Here is a 19,181-nt window from a genome sequence, read left to right on the forward strand (position 1 = left end):
ACCCAAGGTGAACCGTCTCTCTACCATTTCGAAGGAAGAAGTCCATGCGCTCTATCTATTGCGGACAGGTCAATGAGGCCCATGCCGGGCAGACCATTACATTGTGCGGTTGGGTCCACCGTCGTCGCGATCTCGGCGGCCTCATCTTTATCGACATGCGCGACCGGGAAGGGATCGTGCAAGTCTTCTTCGACCCGGACAAGCCGGACGCCTTCGCCCTGGCCTCCGAGCTGCGCGGCGAGTTCTGCATCCAGGTGACCGGCGTGGTGCGTACCCGTCCGGACTCCCAGCGCAACAGCGACATGGCCACAGGTGCCATCGAAGTGTTCGCCCACGAGCTCACCATCATCAACCGTGCCGAGCCGCTGCCGCTGGACTTCAACCAGGTCAACAGCGAAGAGGTCAGCCTCAAGTATCGCTACCTGGACCTGCGTCGCCCCGAGATGGCCAAGTACCTGAAGACCCGTGCCAAGGCCAGCGCCTTCGTGCGTCGCTTCATGGACGAGCAGGGCTTCCTCGACATCGAGACCCCCATGCTGACCAAGGCGACGCCGGAAGGGGCCCGTGACTACCTGGTGCCGAGCCGGGTCCACAAGGGCAAGTTCTACGCCCTGCCGCAGTCCCCGCAGTTGTTCAAGCAGTTGCTGATGATGTCCGGCTTCGATCGCTACTACCAGATCGTCAAGTGCTTCCGCGATGAAGACTTGCGTGCCGACCGCCAGCCGGAATTCACCCAGATTGACGTGGAGACCTCCTTCATGACTGCGCCCCAGGTGCGTGAAATCATGGAAGAGATGATCCGCAAACTCTGGATGCACATCCTGAACGTGGATCTGGGCGACTTCCCCATCATGACCTTCGACGAGGCCATGCGTCGCTTCGGTTCCGACAAGCCGGACCTGCGCCTGCCGATGGAGCTGGTGGATGTGGCAGACCTGCTGACCGCCGTTGAGTTTGCTGTGTTCGCCGGCCCCGCCAACGACCCCAAAGGCCGCGTGGCTGCCTTGAAAGTCCCGGGCGGCGCCGAGCTGTCTCGCAAGCAGATCGACGAGTACACCAAGTTTGTCGGCATCTACGGTGCCAAGGGCCTGGCCTGGATGAAGGTCAACGCCGCCGCCAACGGCCTCGAGGGCGTGCAGTCCCCGGTGGCCAAGTTCCTGTCCGACGAGATAGTGCGCGAGATCCTGGCCCGTACCGGTGCCGCCGACGGCGACATCCTCTTCTTCGGCGCCGACAGCAAGAAGGTGGTGTGCGACGCCATGGGCGCCCTGCGCCTGAAGGTGGGCCGCGATCTGGGTCTGGTGGAGAACGTCTGGAAGCCGCTCTGGGTCATCGACTTCCCCATGTTCGAGGAAGATGGGGAAGGTGGCCTGGCTGCCATGCACCACCCCTTCACCGCCCCGAGCAACCTGGGCCCGGCCGAGCTGAAAGCCAACCCGGTGAGTGCCTATGCCAACGCCTACGACATGGTGATCAACGGCTACGAAGTGGGCGGCGGTTCTGTGCGTATCCACAACAGCGAGATGCAGTCCACCGTGTTCGACATCCTGGGGATCACCCCGGACGAGCAGCGCCTGAAGTTCGGCTTCCTGCTGGATGCCCTGAAGTACGGTACCCCGCCCCACGCCGGCCTGGCCTTCGGTCTGGACCGCCTCAGCATGCTGCTGACCGGTACCGACAACATCCGGGACGTGATCGCCTTCCCGAAAACCACGGCAGCGGCCTGCCTGATGACGGATGCTCCCAGCTTCGCCAACCAGGCCCAGCTGACCGAGCTGGCCATCGCCACCGTTGCCAAGGCCGATGCCAAGGCTGACGCCTGAGAAGATTGAAGAACGGGTCGCCATGCGACCCGTATCCCATTGATTTCAAAATTATAACGGAGAGTTTTTATGGCAGGTCACAGCAAATGGGCCAACATCAAACACCGCAAGGCAGCGCAAGACGCCAAGCGTGGCAAGATCTTCACCAAGCTGATCCGCGAAATCACCACCTCGGCTCGCCTCGGTGATGCTGATCCCGCCAACAACCCGCGCCTGCGCGCGGCGGTAGCGGCTGCCCTGACCGGCAACATGACCCGTGACACCATCAACCGTGCCATCCAGCGCGGCGCCGGTGGTGGCGATGGCGAGCAGCTCGAGACCATCGTTTATGAAGGTTACGGCCCGGCGGGCTCCGCCGTCATGGTGGAGTGCCTGACCGACAACCGTAACCGTACCGTGGCCGAAGTGCGTCACGCCTTCAGCAAGTGCGGCGGCAACCTGGGCACCGACGGCTCGGTGGCCTACCTGTTCAGCAAGAAGGGTCTGCTGACCTTCGTGGGCGTGGACGAAGATGCCCTGATGGACGCGGCCCTGGAAGCGGGCGCCGATGATGTGGTCACCGAAGAGGATGGCTCCATCGAGGTCTACACCACCCCGAACGATTTCGGCACAGTGCTCGATGGCCTGGAAGCCGCCGGCTTCAAGCCCCAGAGCGCCGAAGTGACCATGATCGCCTCCACCGAGGCCGAGCTGGACGCCGACACCGCCCCCAAGCTGATGCGTCTGATCGACATGCTGGAAGACCTGGACGACGTTCAGGAGGTCTACCACAACGGCTCCATCTCCGACGAAGTGGCTGCGCTGCTCTGATCTGATCGCACCGCCCCTGACTGGGGACAAATACCAGACGGCAGCCTCAGGCTGCCGTTTTTTTATCTCACCGACTCTCCTCTGGCCCCATTTCCTTCGCTTTGCCTCCCTTAATGCCCGCTTAAGTTTGCCTTTCTAGGATCAAATTGCATCCGGGCCGCTGTGCCCATCACCGCGTTGTCTGCTCGGGAAGAGAGACGGGTGACAGGGATGCCCACAACGGAGCCCCCATGCAGGGTCTCCAGATCACTGGTTTGTCGGAGTCTTCTTATGCGCCTCACTCTGGGAGTGATGAAGGTCAATCTGTTGCTGGTGCTGCTGTTTGCACTGGTATTCAACTGGCCCATTTTTCTGCACTTTTACCGTATTCTCAGCGCCCTCGAGCACGTCAAGGCGGGGTTTGCCCTCTCTATCCCCCTGGTGCTGGTCGCCGCCCTCAATGCGGTCTTCCTGCCATTCACCTTCCGCTATCTGCTCAAGCCTTTCTTCACCTTCCTGATCGTCACCGCCTCCCTGGTCAGCTACGCCATGCTCAAATACGGCATCATCTTCGATGTGGGCATGGTGCAGAACATACTCGAAACCAACAGCGGGGAGGCCACTTCCTACCTCAATGGTTCAGTGGTGCTCTGGTTCCTGCTGACTGCCGTCCTGCCGGTGCTTGGCCTCTTGTGGCTGAAGATCGAATACCCAACCCCCTGGTACAAGGGGCTGGGCATGCGCCTGGCGGGGATCGCCCTCTCCCTGCTGTTCCTGGTCGGCGTCGCCGCCCTCTATTACCAGGACTACGCCTCGGTCGGGCGCAACAACCATACCATCGTCAAAGAGATAGTCCCCTCCAACTACGTGCGCGGTCTCTATCGCTACGCTAGGGATATTCTCTTCGCCACCCCTGTCCCTTATCAGCCGATAGGCACAGATGCCAGGGTGGTGGACAAGGGCGGCAAGCCGACCCTGATGTTCCTGGTGGTGGGGGAGACGGCCCGCAGCCAGAACTACTCCCTCAACGGCTACCAGAAGCAGACCAACGGCTTCACCATGAAGGAGCCGGATCTCGTCTCCTTCAGGGACGTGCGCTCCTGTGGCACCGCCACCGCAGTCTCGGTGCCCTGCATGTTCTCCAACCTCACGCGCCGTGGCTATGACGAGACCCTGGCCAAGTCCAGGGACGGCCTGCTGGACGTGCTGCAACACGCCGGTGTCTCTGTGCTGTGGAAGGAGAACGACGGCGGCTGCAAGGGGGTGTGCAATAACGTGCCCACCCTGGAGATCGAGCCCAAGGCCTTCCCCCAATACTGTGAAGGGGACTCTTGCTATGACGAGGTCTTGCTGCAGGGGCTGGATCGGCAGATCGCCGGGATGAAGGGCAAGCAGGGCAGCAAGCTGGTGGCCTTCCACCTGATGGGCAGCCATGGCCCGACCTACTATCGCCGCTACCCGGCCGGGGATCGTGTCTTCCTGCCGGACTGCCCGCGCAGCGACATCGAGAACTGCAGCAACGAGGAGCTGGTCAACACCTATGACAACACCATCCGCTATACCGACAAGGTGCTGTCCCAGCTTATCGCCAAGCTCAAGACCCTGGAGAGCCAGTACAACGTGGGGTTGGTCTACCTGTCGGATCACGGGGAATCCCTGGGGGCGCTGGGGCTCTATCTGCACGGCACCCCCTACAAGTTCGCCCCGGACGATCAGACCCGGGTGCCCCTGCTGACCTGGCTCTCTCCCCAGTTGCAGCGGGATCGCGGGCTCAATCAGGATTGCCTGCGCCAGGAGGCGGGCAGCAAGCGCTTCTCCCACGACAACCTGTTCCACTCCATGCTCGGCATCATGGACGTGCAGACCCAGGTCTATGACGGCAAGCTTGACCTGTTCAAGCCGTGTAGGGCGGGGTAAGCCACCGCGTCCGATTACGCCGCTACGCGGCTAATCGAACCTACGCTCGAAGCATCCATCAATAAAAAACGGCAGCCACTGGCTGCCGTTTTTGTTTCTCAAGGCTTGGGCCTTTACTTCTGCTCCATGATGATCTGCAGCAGATCCCCCTCCAGCAGGGAGCGCTTCACCAGGGCGAAGCCGCCTATGGTGGGTTGGTTCTGGAAGCGCGCCTTCACTATGGGCAGGCCACGGTGGAAGCTCGGCAGGGACTGGTGCTCGACGCAGCGACGGATGGCCGGGATCAGGATCTCTTCGGCGGCGGTGATTTCACCGGCGATCAGCACCTTCTGAGGGTTGAACAGGTTGACCGTGATGGCGATGGCCCGGCCCAGGTGTTCCCCCACGTTCTCGATCACGCTGCGGGCCAGTTCATCCCCCGCCACGGCAGCCTTGCACACCTCCTGGATGGTGATGTGCTTCTCCTGCAGCGAGCTCAGGTGGCCGCGGCTGATGAGCTCCTTCACCTTGTCGACGATGGCCTCGTTGGAGGCGATCGTTTCGAGGCAGCCGAAGTTGCCGCAGTGGCAGCGCTTGCCGAGGGGTTCGACCTGGATGTGGCCTATCTCGCCGACGTTGCGGTTATGACCGAGGAATACCTGCCCCTTGGTGATGATGCCGGAGCCGGTGCCCTGGTGCACGCTCACCAGGATGGAGTCCATGCAGTCGCGGGACTCGCCGAAGAAGTGCTCCGCCAGCGCCAGGGAACGGGTGTCGTTGCCCACGTAGCAGGGGAGGTTGAAATGGTGCTCCAGCAGCTTGGCGAGCCCCAGGTTGCGGATCTGGTAGGTGGGGGTATAGATGACCATGCCGGATTCCGGGTTGACCAGACCCGGCATGGTGAGCGCTATGCTGATGAGGTTGCGGCTGCGCTCGGTATTGGCGTCGATGAAGGCGCCAATTTCCCGCAGCAGCATGTCGACCACGGGCTGTTGCTCTATCTCTGTCACCTGGGTGATGTGCTGATCGAGCTCCTTGCCGTCGAGATCATACAGGGACAGCTGCAGATAGCCGCGGCCAAGCTTGGCGGAGACAAACTGAAAGCGATGCTTGATGGTGGTCAGGGAGATGGCGCGTCGTCCGCCGGTTGACGCCTGGGGCGACGTCTCCCTGATCAGCCCATGCTCGATCAGTTGCCGGGTTATCTTGGTCACGCTGGCCGGGGCCAGCTGACTCAACTCGGCAATTTTGACCCGCGAGATGGGCCCCTGCAGGTCAATGAGTCGATAGACGACGGCACTGTTCACCTGCTTGATAAGATCTACGTTTGCTATTTGTCCGCCAGTCATAGTGTCACTGTGTTGTGTAGTGTCCGTTAACCACGGTCCCGCAGACCGTGAAGGCCTGATCAAAGACGGTGAGGTTGGCAATTTTTCCGACCTGGATACTACCGAGACGTGAGTCCCATCCAATGGCGCGAGCGGGATAAAGGGTGGCCATTCTCAGTGCTTCATCGAGCGGTAATCCGACCTGTTTGACCAGATTCTCCACCCCTTCAATCATGGTGAGGGCAGAGCCGCCGAGTGTACCATTCTCATCGACGCACTGACCATCGCGGAAATAGACGGTTGCGCCACAAAAATCAAACTGCTCAAAGCCTTCCGGTGCACCGGCCGCGGCGGTGGCATCGGTGACCAGCACCAGTTTCTCGCCGAGGATCCTGTGTGCCAGGCGCACGTTGGCCCAGTGCACATGGTGACCGTCGACGATGACACCGGCATAGACATCCTTGCGATCGTAGATGGCGCCCACCACGCCCGGCTCGCGACCGTTGAGGGTCGGGGTCATGGCGTTGTAGAGGTGGGTGGCAAAGCGCATGCCGTTGTCAAACCCGGCCATGGCCTGGTCATAGCTGGCTGCGGTGTGACCGGCGGAGACCAGGATGCCGGCCTCCACCAGGCGACGGATGTGCTCCGGCTTGTTGCGCTCCGGCGCCAGGGTGATCTTGGCGATGGCGTCGCTGTTGGCGCAGAAGAAATCGATCATCTCGTCGACGGGCTGACGGATCTGCTCGGCCGGGTGTATGCCCTTGCGCTTGAGGTTGGTGTAGGGCCCTTCCAGATGGACCCCCAGCACCTCGTTCGGACGGGCGGCCATGTAGTCGCGGGTCACCGCCACCGCCAGCTTCATGTCGGCATCCGGACTGGTGATCAGGGTCGGCAGGAAGCTGGTGGTACCGGACTTGAGATTGGCCGCCTGCATGGTGGCCAGGGTCTCTGTTGTGATGTGACCGTTGAACATGACGCCACCGCAGCCGTTGAGCTGCACGTCGATGAAGCCGGCGCTGAGGTTGGCGCCCTTGAGATCAATCTGCTCAATGCCCGCTGGCAGTTCGGCCAGGTGGGAGATGGCGACAATCTTGTCGCCTTCGATCAGTACGCCGTGGCCGGTCAGCACGCAGCTGCCGGTATAGAGGGTGCAATTAGTCAGTGCGTACATGACGGCTCCTTACAGGCGGTCGATGTTGGCGGCTTCCAACTGCTGGAAGTAACGGACCGTCTTGACTTTCAGCTCCATGGTGGAGGGCTCGTCGCACACCATCATGCCCTTGGGATGCAGTTGCAGGGTGGAGATGGTCCACATGTGGTTGACGCAGCCTTCCACCGCGGCCTGCAGGGCCAGGGCCTTGGCGTGGCCGGTCACCAGGATCATGATCTCCTCGGCATCCATCAGGGTGCCCACGCCCACGGTCAGCGCCAGCTTGGGCACCTGCTCCATGTCGCCACCGAAGAAGCGGGAGTTGGCGATGCGGGTGTCCTCGGTCAGGGTCTTGACCCGGGTACGGGAGGCCAGGGAAGAGGCCGGCTCGTTGAAGGCGATGTGGCCGTCGTTGCCGACGCCGCCCATGAAGAGGTTGATCCTGCCGTAGGACTTGATCTTGTCCTCGTAGCGCTTGCACTCGGCCACCAGATCCTCGGCATTGCCGTTGAGGATGTTGATGTTTTCCGGGCGAATGTCGACATGATTGAAGAAGTTGTTGTACATGAAGCTGTGATAGCTCTCCGGGTGCTCCTTGGGCAGACCCACGTACTCATCCATGTTGAAGGTCACCACGTGCTCGAAGCTCACCTCGCCGGCCTTGTGCAGCTCGATCAGGCGCTTGTAGGTCGTCAGCGGCGTGCCGCCGGTGGGCAGGCCCAGCACGAAGGGGCGGTCGGCTGTCGGTTTGAACGCATTGATGCGGTCAACGATGTAACGGGCAGACCAGAGACCCACCTGGCTGGCAGACTTCAACGGGATCAGGCGCATTTTATATACCTCAGTACGGTTGCCGCACAGGATTGACGGCAAGGGACCAAACACGGATTCAAGTTGTTTTATAGCGTAAATAAAGATTGCGAACTAAGCCACATCTATCCGCTACCTTTATCTCTGTTGAGTGATAATGATCACGAAAGCCGGTTTATTAATTTGCGCAGCGAAATAAAACACATAGACTGCCAATCAAGCCTTGATGGCTTATGCGTCGAACGTGATAAGCACTTAATTTCTAGAAAAACATCAACTAAGGAGAGGAACCGTGAACATTCTCGGTTATTTGCAAAAGATCGGCCGTGCCCTGATGGTGCCGGTAGCGGTATTGCCTGCCGCAGCGATCCTGATGGGGATTGGCTATTGGATTGACCCGAACGGCTGGGGCGGTGGAAGTCCGGTCGCAGCTTTCCTGATCAAGGCGGGTGCCGCCATCATCGACAGCATGCCCGTGCTGTTTGCCGTGGGTGTCGCCTATGGCATGTCCAAGGATAAAGACGGTTCCGCCGCGCTGGCCGGTCTGGTCGGCTTCCTGGTGGTCACCACCCTGCTGAGCCCGGGCGCCGTTGCCCAGATCAAGGGTATCCCGGCCGACCAGGTGCCGGCAGCCTTTGCCAAGATCAGCAACCAGTTCGTCGGCATCCTCTGCGGTGTCATCGCGGCTGAGCTGTACAACCGCTTCAGCAGCGTCGAGCTGCACAAGGCGCTGGCCTTCTTCTCCGGCCGTCGTCTGGTGCCGATCGTGACCTCCGTTGTCATGATCGTTGTCTCCTTCATCCTGATGGCCGTCTGGCCGGTTATCTATGGTGGCCTGGTACACTTCGGTGAATCCATCGTCAGCATGGGCTCCACCGGTGCCGGCATCTACGCCTTCTTCAACCGTCTGCTGATCCCGGTCGGTCTGCACCACGCCCTGAACTCGGTGTTCTGGTTCGACGTGGCCGGCATCAACGACATCCCGAACTTCCTGGGTGGCCAATCCTCCATCGACGCCGGCAAGGCTGTCGTGGGCGTGACCGGCATGTACCAGGCTGGCTTCTTCCCCATCATGATGTTCGGTCTGCCGGGTGCAGCACTGGCCATCTACCACAGCGCGAAGAAAGAGCACAAAGAGAAAGTTGCCTCCATCATGATCGCAGCCGCCTTTGCCGCCTTCTTCACCGGGGTGACCGAGCCGCTCGAGTTCTCCTTCATGTTCGTGGCGCCGGTACTGTACGTCATCCACGCCCTGCTGACCGGCCTGTCCGTGTTCATCGCCTCCAGCATGCACTGGATCGCCGGTTTCGGTTTCAGTGCCGGTCTGGTGGATATGGTGCTCTCCAGCCGCAACCCGCTGGCGACCCAGTGGTACATGCTGCTGGTACAGGGCCTGGTGTTCTTCGGTCTCTACTACGCCATCTTCCGTGCCGTTATCGTCAAGTTCAACCTGAAAACCCCGGGTCGTGAAGATGACGAAGCCGTGCCGGTACAGGCTCAGACCACCGACCGCACCGAGCTGGCTCGCCAGTATCTGGAAGTGCTGGGTGGCCAGGACAACCTGGTGACCATAGATGCCTGCATCACCCGTCTGCGTCTGACTCTGAAAGATCGCAGCATCGTCGATGAGCGCAAGCTCAAAGCCCTGGGCGCGGCCGGTGTGGTCAAGCTCGGTGAGCAGAACCTGCAGGTGATTCTGGGCCCCTTGGCCGAAATCATCGCCGGTGAGATGAAAGCCCTGCGTTAATCGAGCGACTCGCTCACCTCAAGTCTAAGTCCATTGTTGACATAACTAAGGGCCCCGTTCCCGGGGCCCCATATAAAAAAAGCCAAGAAAATCCAACCTTTACTTCAAATGAGAGCAGCAGTTATGAACTTGAAACATTCTCTGTTAGCCATTGCCATGTCTACCGTTTTCGTCAGCCAAGTGCAGGCAGCCGATGCCGCCAAGCAAGCCGTGGTCGATTCCCTCGCCAGCAATCTGGTCGTCAAGTACGAAGTCGTCACCAATGACGGTGCCGGCGCCGGCCTCGACTGCCAGGCCCTGGGCTCCGAGTGGGCGAGCTGCGGTGTTGCCAAGCTGCACCTGACCAATACCGGTGCCGACGTCACCTCCAAGGACTGGAGCATCTATGTCTCCTCCATCCGCCGCATCCAGCGGGTGGACAACGACCAGTTCACCATCACCCACCTGACCGGCGACCTCTATCGTTTGACGCCAACCGAGAAGTTCCAGGGCTTTGCCAAGGACGCCACGGTCGAAGTGCCCCTGGTGGTGGAGTACTGGGTATTGTTCGAATCTGACATCATGCCGAACTGGTACGTCGCCAGCGAAGGGGCCGAGCCGAAAGTGCTGGCCAGCATGAGCAACATCGACGATGCCACCACCTACGAGAAGCCGATGCCGGCCGACGGCTGGAAGCGCACCAAGGATGACAACAACATCCTGATGAACAGCGAGACCCGTTTTGCCGCCAACCAGACCAGCACACTGCTGCCTGCCGGCAAGATTGACGACCAGATACTGCCGACCCCGATGAAACAGGTGGTCAAGGCCGGTCCCCAGGTCGATTTCTCCACCATCAAGCTCAATGCCCTGGACCTGCCAAGCGATCGCGCCGAGGCCATCAAGGCTCAACTGACCAAGCTGGGTGTTACCCTCTCCGACACCGGCTACCCGGTCACCATCAAGCTCGGCAGCAAGCTCAAGCAGGCCGAAGGCTATGACATGACCATAGGCGCCAAAGGCACTGTGGTGCAGGGTCATGACATCGACGGGGCCTTCTGGGGCGCCCAGTCCCTGATCTCCCTGCTGGGGGTCAACGACAAGCTGGTGAGCCAGATGAGTGTCGAGGATGCACCGCGCTTCGAATACCGCGGCATGCAGACCGACGTGGCCCGCCACTTCAGAAGCACTGAGACCATGAAGAAGCTGGTGGACCAGATGTCTGCCATGAAGCTCAACGTGCTGCACCTTGGCCTGACCAACGATGAAGGCTGGCGCATCGAGATCCCGGGCCTGCCGGAGCTGACCGACGTCGGCAGCCAGCGTTGCCACGATCTCTCCGAGACCCAGTGCCTGATGCCGCAGCTCGGCTCAGGCCCCACCAGCGACAACATGGGCTCCGGCTTCTACAGCAAGTCCGACTACATCGACCTGGTCCGTTACGCCAAGGCCCGCGGCGTGACCGTGATCCCCGAGATCAACATGCCGGCTCATGCCCGTGCCGCCGTGGTCTCCATGGAGGCGCGCTACAAGCGTCTGCTGGCGGAAGGCAAGGAAGCGGAAGCGAACCAGTTCCGTCTGACTGACCCGGATGACACCTCCAACGTCACCTCGGTGCAGTTCTACGACAAGATGTCCTTCATCAACCCCTGCCAGCCGGGTGCTGCCACCTTCGTGGCCAAGGTGATGGATGAAGTGGCCCAGATGCACCAGGCCGCCGGTCAGCCCCTGACCGCCTGGCACTACGGTGGTGACGAGGCGAAGAACATCATGCAGGGCGGCGGCTATCAGGATCCGGCCGTCACCCAGAAAGCCGATCTGGTCGCCTGGAAGGGCAACGTCGACTCCAGCAAGCAGGACAAGCCGTTCGGCAAGTCCCCGATGTGCCAGAAGATGATCGACGATGGCAAGATCAAGGACGTGGCCGAGCTGCCAGTTCATTTCGCCAAGGAAGTGAGCGAGATGGTCAAGGGCCACGGCTTCTCCACCCTGCAGGCGTGGGAAGATGGTCTGAAGTACGCCACGGACGCCAGCGTGTTCGCCACCGACAAGACCCGGGTCAACTTCTGGGAAACCCTCTACTGGGGTGGCTTCAACGAGGCGATGAAGTGGGCGCACAAGGGCTATGACGTGGTGCTCTCCAACCCCGACTACCTCTACTTCGACTTCCCGAACGAGGTACACCCGGCCGAGCGTGGCTACTACTGGGCGACCCGCTTCAACGACACCCGCAAGGTGTTCGCCTTCGCCCCGGAAAACCTGCCGCAGAACGCCGAGACCTCGGTTGACCGCGACGGCAACGCCTTCGTGGCCAAGGGTGACCAGGATCCGGTCAAGTTCAAGGGGATCTCCGGTCAGCAGTGGAGCGAAACCGTGCGCACCGACGCCCAGTACGAGTACATGGTCTACCCGCGGATCTTCTCCGTGGCCGAGCGTGCCTGGCACAAGGGCGGCTTCGAGCTGGATTACGTGAAGGGCCGCGAGTTCTCCGGTACCTCCAAGCACGTCAACAAGGCCACCCTGAACAAGGAGTGGAACCAGTTCGCCAACCTGCTGGGTCAGCGCGTGCTGCCGAAGCTGGATCAGGCCGGTGTTGAATACCGCCTCTCGGTGCCGGGTGCCAAGGTGGTGAACGGCAAGCTGGAAGCGAACGTGGATCTGCCGGGTCTGCCCATCCAGTACAGCCTGGACGGCACCACCTGGACCGCCTATGACGCCGCGGCCAAGCCGACCGTCAATGGCAAGGTCTGGCTGCGTACCACCAGCTTCGACGGCAAGCGCGCCAGCCGCGTCACCGAGCTGAACTGATAGCGTATCGTCACTGACACAGGGCGGGTCGCAAGACCCGCCTTTCCCAAGGCCGATATGTCATCGGATTTGGGAAAGGTTGACTGTGCGTGTGAACCTTTGTTGTGTGTGTATTGTCTGTTTTTCATCACTTGTGACCCCGCCTCGTGCGGGGCTTTTTTTGTTCGGCGATCAGGCAGGCCGCAGGCGTCATAGGGTGGGGAGGCAGGAGCGGGAAGAGGCAGGTCTGACGGGCTGGCGGCTCAGAGCGGATCCTCTGGCCAGTCGATGTCTTGCACGCAGCCGGGATCGTCCAGTGACAGAGTGCGCAGGCGCCCCTGATGGCGCAGCAATACGCCTTGCGCTCCCTGTTCTCCCTCCAGGCTCGCCAGCTCGGGTAGCAGATCGGCGGGGAAGCTGACAGGATGGCCCGGCTGCCCCTGATGGAGGGGGCGCACTATCTCCCTGCCAGTCTGGGCTGCTTGCAGCGCCCGCAGGCTGGTGGGGGAGAGGTGGGGCATGTCGGCCAGGGTGATGAGCAGGCTGTGGATGGGGCGGCCGCTTGCCAGCAGAGTGCGCACCCCGTGGGCCAGGCTGTCCCCCAGGCCGCCGTCCCGTGGCACCTGGGTCAGCTCGGCGCCGGAGTCCGCCAGCAGGCGGCACAGTGTCTCGTCTCGCTGCCTGAGCACCACCAGCACGCTGTCATGACAGGGGAGCAGGGTGGCCAGGGTGCGCAGGATCAGGGGCGGGGAGCCCGCGAGGCGCTTGTCACTGCCGTAGCGACGGGAGAAGCCGGCCGCCAGCAGCAGGGCGACGCGCTCAGGCTGCATCTGTGGCGTCTCGCAATCGGATGCCCTGGCGCACGGCGATCACCTCGGCCAGCACGGCGATGGCGATCTCTATGGGGGTCTTGCTGCCGATGGGTAGCCCTATGGGGGCGTGGATCCGCGCAAGCTGGACCTGACTCGCCTCGGCAATTCGCTGCAGCCGCTCCAGCCGACGGGCGCTGGTGCGGACCGAGCCCATGGCACCGAGGTAGAAGGCGTCGGATTCGAGCCCCGCCATCAGCCCGGCATCGTCGATCCTGGGGTCGTGGGCCAGTGCCAGCACGGCGCTCCGGGCCGTGGCATGGCGCTCGACGAAGCGCTCGGGATCGCACCACTCCACCGCTATGCCCCCTTGCTCCGGCCCCCAGTGCCAGTCGCGGCGGTACTGCTCACGGGTATCGCATAGCCGCACCTCGAAACCGGCGGCCTGACCGAGCCGCGCTACCTGCTCGCTCACCTGGCTGATGCCGAGCAGCAGCAGGCGCCAGCGCTGGGCATAGCTCAGGCGTACCCGGCCTGGCGCCTCTTGCTCGCTGGGATCCGTCGTCTCTTCGTCCAGATAGGTGCGTTTCCCCTGCTCGAGCAGCACCTCCCGCACGAAGGGACGGGCCCCTTGCAGTCTGGTGAGCCACTCATCGAGATCCGCGCTGGCCGCGTCCCCTTCGAGGCGCTCCACCAGCAGCCGGATGCGACCCCCACACGGCAGCTCGAACGCACTGCCATCGGGGGCCAGGTGGGAGCCATAGTCCAGCAGGCTCAGGGGGGCGTCATGCTCCCCCCTGGCCAGCATGTCGACGAAGGCATCCTCGATGCAGCCGCCCGAGATGGAGCCGCTGCGGTGGATGCCGTCGGTGGCGAACAGGGCCCCCTTGGGGCGGGGGGCCGAGCCGTAGGTCGCGACTATGCTGCACAGCCAGATGCCTTTCCCCTGGGCCAGCCAGGCGAGGCTCTGACGCAGCACCTCCAGCTGAGCGTCACTCATCGTGCGCCTCGACGATCTCCTTCTTGAGCGTCTTGATGTCGTCGACACTCAGGGCGGAGGGCTGATGGGCCCAGGTCTGGCGCAGGAAGTTCACCAGATCCGCCAGTTGCTGGTCGTTGAGCTCTTTGGCGTAGCTGGGCATGGGGGCGAAGCGCTCGGTCTGGCTGTAGCTCTGGGCCGGGATCCCGCGCAGCAGCACCGCCAGGGTGTTGGTCGCGCTCGCCTGATCCAGGGTGGCGTTGGTGTACATGGAGGGGGTCACGTTCGGCTTGCCCTGACCCTCCTGGCCGTGACAACCGGCGCAGTAGTCCCGGTAGAGCCCGTAACCAGGGTGCGATGCGTCCATAGTGACCGGCTTGGGTGCAGGCTCCGGCAACGGGGTGTCGCTGCCGAGCAGGTAGCTGGTGGCGGCATGCATGTCCTCGTCGGTCAGGTAGGCGAAGCTCTTCTCGACCACGGGATACATGCCGGCGAAGACGCCGCCCTTGACCGAGTAGCCCTTGCGCAGCAGCCGGGTCAGGGAGTCATGGGTCCAGCCCTGGCGCCTGAGCTCGGTGGCGGTGATCTCCGGGGCCATCACCCCCTCTATCATGGCCCCTTTCAGGTAGCGGGAGCCGTCCATCGCCATTAAGGTATCCCGCGGCGTGTGGCACTCGCCGCAGTGTCCCAGCCCATCCACCAGGTAGCGGCCACGGTTCCAGTTGCTGCTCTTGGCGGGATCCGGTTGGAAGGGACTGTCCTCGTGGGCCACCAGGTTCCAGAACACCAGGCCGGTGCGCACGTTGAAGGGGAAGCCGACCTCGTTGTCGCGGTTCGGGGTGGCGGCTGGCTTGGTCTGCATGAAGTAGGCGTAGAGCGCCTTCATGTCCTCATCCGTGACCATGTGATAGGAGGTGTAGGGCATGGCGGGATAGAGGCGTCCCTTGGGGGCGTTGCCGTTGTGCATCACCTCATAGAAATCCTCATAGCTGTAGCTGCCTATCCCCTGGTTCTTGTCGGAGCTGATGTTGGTGGAGTAGATGACGCCAAAGGGTGTCTTGAACGCCAACCCACCGGCGTATTTCTGGCCCCCCTCTGCGGTGTGGCAGGCGGCGCAGTCACCCACCTTGGAGAGGTATGCCCCCTGTGCCACCAGTGGATCCTGGGTGTCGGCCGCAGAGACGGCGCCAGCGCCCAGCAAGAGCGCGAATGTGAGTCTGGAGAGCATCATGTGCGTACTACCCCCTCCGAGATCAGCATGGCCTTGACCCCCTCGTAGTACTTCTTGTAACCGGTGCAGCGGCAGACGTGATCTTTAAGCGCACCCTCTATGGTGGATTCAAGATCGGCCATGGCCACCGGCTCTTTGCGCAGCCGCTCCAGCAGCACTGTGGTCTCGTTGACAAAACCCGAGGTACACCAGCCGCACTGGAAGGAGAAGTGATCCAGGAAGGTCTTCTGCACCGGGCTCAGGGCGATGATCTTGCCCAGGTTGTTGCGCTTGGCATGGCCTTCCACGGTGCGGATGCGCTGGCCGTTGAAGCGGCCCACCCCGTTGATGCAGGTGCGCACGCTCTCGCTGCTGCCATCCGCCCCGTCGACCACTATGGTGCAGGCATGGCAGACGCCGACGCCACAGCCGAACTTGGTACCGGTCAGGTTCACATACTCGTGCAGGAAGTCGATCATCATGGTGTTGTCATCCACTTCGATCGGGCCAATGAGACGGTCGTTGATGGTCATGTTTACGGTGATCATTGGATGGCCTTCTGAATGTCGGTTGCAGTGACGGGAAGATGATAGAAACGGGTGCCGGTCGCCTGATAGATGGCTTCGACCAGGGCGGCGACCACGGGGATCATCACCACTTCGCCTATGCCCTTGGTGGCATCGGTCGGCGAGAGGGGATCGAGCAGGGTGTGGGTCAGATTCCAGACCGGCAGCTGGTGCGCCAGGGGGACCTGATAGCGGTTCAGGTTCCAGGTGCCGTTGCCCGGCCCGTCCTGCCCTGCGGGCAGGTATTCATAGAGGGCGTGACCGACCCCCATGGCCAGGCCGCCCTGGATCTGCCCTTCCACCAGTTCGGGGACTATGACACGGCCGGCGTCCAGCCAGCTGTGGGCAGACAGTATGTGCACCTTGCCGGAGCCCTTCTCCAGCGCTATCTCGACCAGGGTGGCGCAAGGGGCGTAGTAGGTCACCATGGCGTTGTTCAGGCTGGTGCTGGGGTAGTGGGCCTGGGTGCGATCGAGCAGCTGGTAGCCGTTGGCATCCGCCTGTGCACGTTTCTCGCTGCTGGCGCCGTCGCCGTAGCGCAACGCCAGCGCATCTATGGGCAGGCGCTGGCTCTGACCCTCTATGGTGAAGTCGCACTCGGCCCAGGCCCAGCGGTTGAAGCTGTGGACCATGGCGCCGGTAATCAGGCCGTTGGCGTGAGCGTGGGCCGCCAGCAGGGCGAGCGGCAGCGGCGGCATGCCACGGGTCGTCAGTCCCGCCGGGGTCCAGCTCGCCTCGCTGGCGGGGCCCAGATCCAGGCCTGCCTGACCGACGAAGTACTGCTTGCGCCAGATGGCGGTTGCCGCCGGCCAGAGCGTCTGCTCGAACAGGATGCGGGCCGCGGTGACGGTGGCATGGCTCTGGAAGTAGGAAGAGATGGAGGCCGAGGAGGCCTGCGGAATGGCCAGGGTCCAGCGCGGGTTCTTCTGCATCTCGTCCTGGCGTTCCTGCGAGATGGTGTAGGGGTTGTCGGTCGAGACCAGCTTGAAGCTATCCCAGAGGGCGATTTCGGCGAGCGCTATGGTGTCGGCCGGTTGGCCCAGGTAGCGGCTGACGATCTCGGCCTGGGAGGTCTGGATCCCGGTGCCCATCTCCATGCCGCTGATCTTGAGGAGTATCTCCCCCTTGCTTGTCAGCTCGACGCAGGCGGAGGGGGCCACGGCGCCGGTGCCATAGTCCTTGGTGGTGATGCCAAAGCCAGTGCCGTGCAGACGATCCGGATGCTGGGCCTCGTAAGCCTGCTTCCTGGCCTGGCGCTGGGCCCAGATCTCGTGCTGCTCGGCCATCGCCAGGATCTCGGGGTAACGGTTGTTGCCCTCGGGAATGGCCCCCTGGGTATTGGGCTGGCCGGGCTTGATCAGGTTGCGGCGCCGCAGCGCCAGCGGATCCATCTTCAGCAGTGCGGCGGCCTCGTTGACCATCATCTCCATGGCCGCCATGGTTTGCAGGGATCCATACCCTCGCATGGAGCCGCAATCCGGGTTCTCGGAGGGCAGGGCGACCGCCGTGATGTCGTTCTTGGGCAGGTAGTAGACCCCCTGGATGGCGCTGGCGCCCACGCTGGCCACCGAGCCGGTGAAGTTCAGGCGACCGCCGCCGTCCACTGTCATGGCGCTGATCAGGGCGCGGAACTGGCCGCTCTGCTTGTCGATCACCAGCTTGTTGTGCATGTTGAACGGATGACGCTTGAGGCCACCCTGGAACTGTTCGAAACGATCGTTGGCCAGACGCACCGGGCCCTCGCCATAAAGGGTCGCGAGCAGGCCATAGAAGGGGAATATGGTGTGATCCTTGGCCCCGAAGCCACCCCCGATGAAGGGGGAGTGCACCACCAGCTTGTCGACCTTGCCGGCCAGCGGCCCCTTGGCCAGCATCTCGGCGGCTTCGTAGTAGAAGTCGTGAGGGGACTGGGTGCTCACCACCAGGTGCATGGTGCGCGCCTTGGCGTCGAACCAGCCGTTGAAGTTTTCCGGCTCCATCATCATGGGCTCGATGAACTGGGTCTGGTAGCTGCGATCCAGCACCAGGGCGTCCTCGGCCTCCAGCTCCTTGTGCACCTGCTCGGCCTGATACATCCCCTGCTCACCGGCGTTGCCATCGGCTCTGGCCGTCGGCCATACCGGCTGGTGGCTGACGATGGCCGGGAAGAAGAGGCCGTTCTTCAAGGTACTGTATTGATCTTCCCTGCCGAGCTTGCCCTCGATCCGGATGATGCGCCAGCAGGCCCAGGGATCCCGGGTGGTGGCGACCAGGGGGGTCACATCTCCGTAGCGCACCACCTTGTTGTTGAACTGCAGGATCTGCTTGGCCCGGTTGAAGGTGGCGAAGTCAGCGAAGATAAGCATGGCGGCCGCATGACCCAGATAGTCCGGGGTGGCCCCTTCGCTGACCATCATGTTGATGCCGTAGAAAGCGGGCAGCTCGACACCGTCGCGCACCAGGTCGGTGGCCGTGATCACCCGGCGGGGCTGGGCATTGGCGGGCAGCATGGAGAGATCCAGCCCCAGATAGACGCGATCCGCCTTGTCGAGCCGGATCAGCAGCGCATGTTGCTGCTGGGACGGCCAGCCAGCCAGATCCTGCGCACGATAGTCCCGGCTGTAGATCTTCTGGCCGGTGACCTTGGCCAGGCCATCGCTGCGAAACTTGATCTTGCCCCCCTGCTTCCACTGGCCGAGCAAGGCGGGATCGAAGACCTCGTCTTCCATGCCGGACAGGGAGAGGTTGGCGAGGAGGGGGGCGCTGTAGACGGCGATGCCGGCGATGACGCACTGCTTGATGAAATCACGTCTTGATACGGAGTAGGACATGGCTCAGCTACCTGTGTGAGGATGAGGCGAGTGGCTCGGGGGGAGGGAGGGGACAGGTGTTGTCGACCATCTTCCCTGATGTCGCAGTAAAAATGACAAAGTTATAAATAGGATACTAGGATGATGCAGTTTGGAAAATGCCTGGTTTCTGTTGGTTCCAATCCTGTTCAGCTTGGCGAGGTGATTCGCCAAATGTTACAAGCTTGTTTCAAAACATTGAAGTGTGATCTCGCCGCAATATCAAGCAGCCATGTGTTTGTACTCACAGGACACCTTTATGCCCAGGTGCGTCCCACGCTTCTCAGTGGGGAAGTCGCTTGCTCGAGAGCCGATGGCGGCGACATAAAGGAAGTCTGTGGCTGGGAAGCGACCCCCCGTCGAGGCAAATGGCGTCTGGCGTGACGTCAGCCAGGGCGCGGCGGCAAATTCCTGTTGAGCCTCATGGATGAATAGTGGATCATTGTCGGTTTCTAAGCGGGGGCGCGCGGTTGCCCCATG

At 62.2% G+C, this 19,181-nt stretch carries 14 protein-coding genes; 6 read left to right on the forward strand and 8 right to left on the reverse strand.

The features are described 5' to 3' along the window. Positions 1 to 44 precede the first annotated feature (44 nt). The 3 genes from aspS to OC537_RS02815 all read left to right on the forward strand — a co-directional run bounded on the left by aspS (position 45) and on the right by OC537_RS02815 (position 4,529). Complete coding sequence (gene aspS, locus OC537_RS02805) at positions 45 to 1,823, forward strand: aspartate--tRNA ligase (RefSeq protein ID WP_106887390.1); 1,779 nt, start codon at positions 45 to 47, stop codon at positions 1,821 to 1,823. A 69-nt stretch (positions 1,824 to 1,892) separates the two neighbouring features. Further along, complete coding sequence (locus tag OC537_RS02810; protein WP_005325689.1) at positions 1,893 to 2,633, forward strand: YebC/PmpR family DNA-binding transcriptional regulator; 741 nt, start codon at positions 1,893 to 1,895, stop codon at positions 2,631 to 2,633. Positions 2,634 to 2,903: 270 nt separating this feature from the next. Beyond that, positions 2,904 to 4,529: a phosphoethanolamine transferase gene (locus tag OC537_RS02815; RefSeq protein ID WP_139750775.1), complete on the forward strand. Its 1,626-nt coding sequence runs from the start codon at positions 2,904 to 2,906 to the stop codon at positions 4,527 to 4,529. 113 nt (positions 4,530 to 4,642) lie between these two features. Here the strand turns inward: OC537_RS02815 and OC537_RS02820 are convergent, their stop codons facing one another. From OC537_RS02820 to nagB, 3 genes are read right to left on the reverse strand one after another with little or no spacing between them, the layout of a single operon-like run. Beyond that, a complete protein-coding gene (locus OC537_RS02820; RefSeq protein ID WP_162519201.1) occupies positions 4,643 to 5,857 on the reverse strand; it encodes an ROK family protein in 1,215 nt (404 codons plus the stop codon). Positions 5,858 to 5,861: 4 nt separating this feature from the next. Further along, positions 5,862 to 7,007, reverse strand: coding sequence for an N-acetylglucosamine-6-phosphate deacetylase (gene nagA, locus OC537_RS02825; protein WP_111911259.1), 1,146 nt, complete (start codon positions 7,005 to 7,007; stop codon positions 5,862 to 5,864). Positions 7,008 to 7,016: 9 nt separating this feature from the next. Continuing rightward, positions 7,017 to 7,817, reverse strand: coding sequence for a glucosamine-6-phosphate deaminase (gene nagB, locus OC537_RS02830; protein WP_025326350.1), 801 nt, complete (start codon positions 7,815 to 7,817; stop codon positions 7,017 to 7,019). Between the two features lie 271 nt (positions 7,818 to 8,088). On the opposite strand from nagB, the gene nagE reads away from it, so the two are divergent. Then, positions 8,089 to 9,543 (forward strand): N-acetylglucosamine-specific PTS transporter subunit IIBC, encoded by a 1,455-nt coding sequence (nagE, locus tag OC537_RS02835; protein WP_111911261.1) that lies wholly within the window; start codon positions 8,089 to 8,091, stop codon positions 9,541 to 9,543. Positions 9,544 to 9,666: 123 nt separating this feature from the next. Next, positions 9,667 to 12,330, forward strand: coding sequence for a beta-N-acetylhexosaminidase (locus tag OC537_RS02840; RefSeq protein ID WP_106887385.1), 2,664 nt, complete (start codon positions 9,667 to 9,669; stop codon positions 12,328 to 12,330). A 242-nt stretch (positions 12,331 to 12,572) separates the two neighbouring features. Here the strand turns inward: OC537_RS02840 and OC537_RS02845 are convergent, their stop codons facing one another. The 5 genes from OC537_RS02845 to OC537_RS02865 are packed head-to-tail and all read right to left on the reverse strand — an operon-like array spanning position 12,573 to position 18,683. Further along, on the reverse strand, positions 12,573 to 13,139 hold the full coding sequence (locus OC537_RS02845) for an NTP transferase domain-containing protein (protein ID WP_262109175.1): 567 nt from the start codon (positions 13,137 to 13,139) through the stop codon (positions 12,573 to 12,575). After that, a complete protein-coding gene (locus OC537_RS02850; protein ID WP_262109177.1) occupies positions 13,129 to 14,118 on the reverse strand; it encodes an XdhC family protein in 990 nt (329 codons plus the stop codon). Before OC537_RS02850 ends, OC537_RS02845 begins: the two co-directional genes overlap by 11 nt. Next, entirely contained in the window at positions 14,111 to 15,328 is a 1,218-nt protein-coding gene (locus tag OC537_RS02855; RefSeq protein ID WP_262109178.1) for a c-type cytochrome, read from the reverse strand. The genes OC537_RS02850 and OC537_RS02855 overlap by 8 nt, the downstream gene beginning before the upstream one ends. After that, entirely contained in the window at positions 15,325 to 15,855 is a 531-nt protein-coding gene (locus OC537_RS02860) for a (2Fe-2S)-binding protein (protein ID WP_111911271.1), read from the reverse strand. Before OC537_RS02860 ends, OC537_RS02855 begins: the two co-directional genes overlap by 4 nt. After that, positions 15,852 to 18,683, reverse strand: coding sequence for a xanthine dehydrogenase family protein molybdopterin-binding subunit (locus OC537_RS02865; protein WP_262109180.1), 2,832 nt, complete (start codon positions 18,681 to 18,683; stop codon positions 15,852 to 15,854). The genes OC537_RS02860 and OC537_RS02865 overlap by 4 nt, the downstream gene beginning before the upstream one ends. Positions 18,684 to 18,803: 120 nt before the next feature. Here OC537_RS02865 and OC537_RS02870 point away from each other — a divergent pair, with 120 nt between their 5' ends. Then, positions 18,804 to 19,085, forward strand: coding sequence for a hypothetical protein (locus OC537_RS02870; RefSeq protein WP_262109181.1), 282 nt, complete (start codon positions 18,804 to 18,806; stop codon positions 19,083 to 19,085). The last annotated feature ends 96 nt before the right edge of the window (positions 19,086 to 19,181 follow it).

Source organism: Aeromonas sp. Marseille-Q5825 (assembly GCF_946892685.1).
GTDB classification, from domain to species: Bacteria; Pseudomonadota; Gammaproteobacteria; order Enterobacterales; family Aeromonadaceae; genus Aeromonas; species Aeromonas rivipollensis.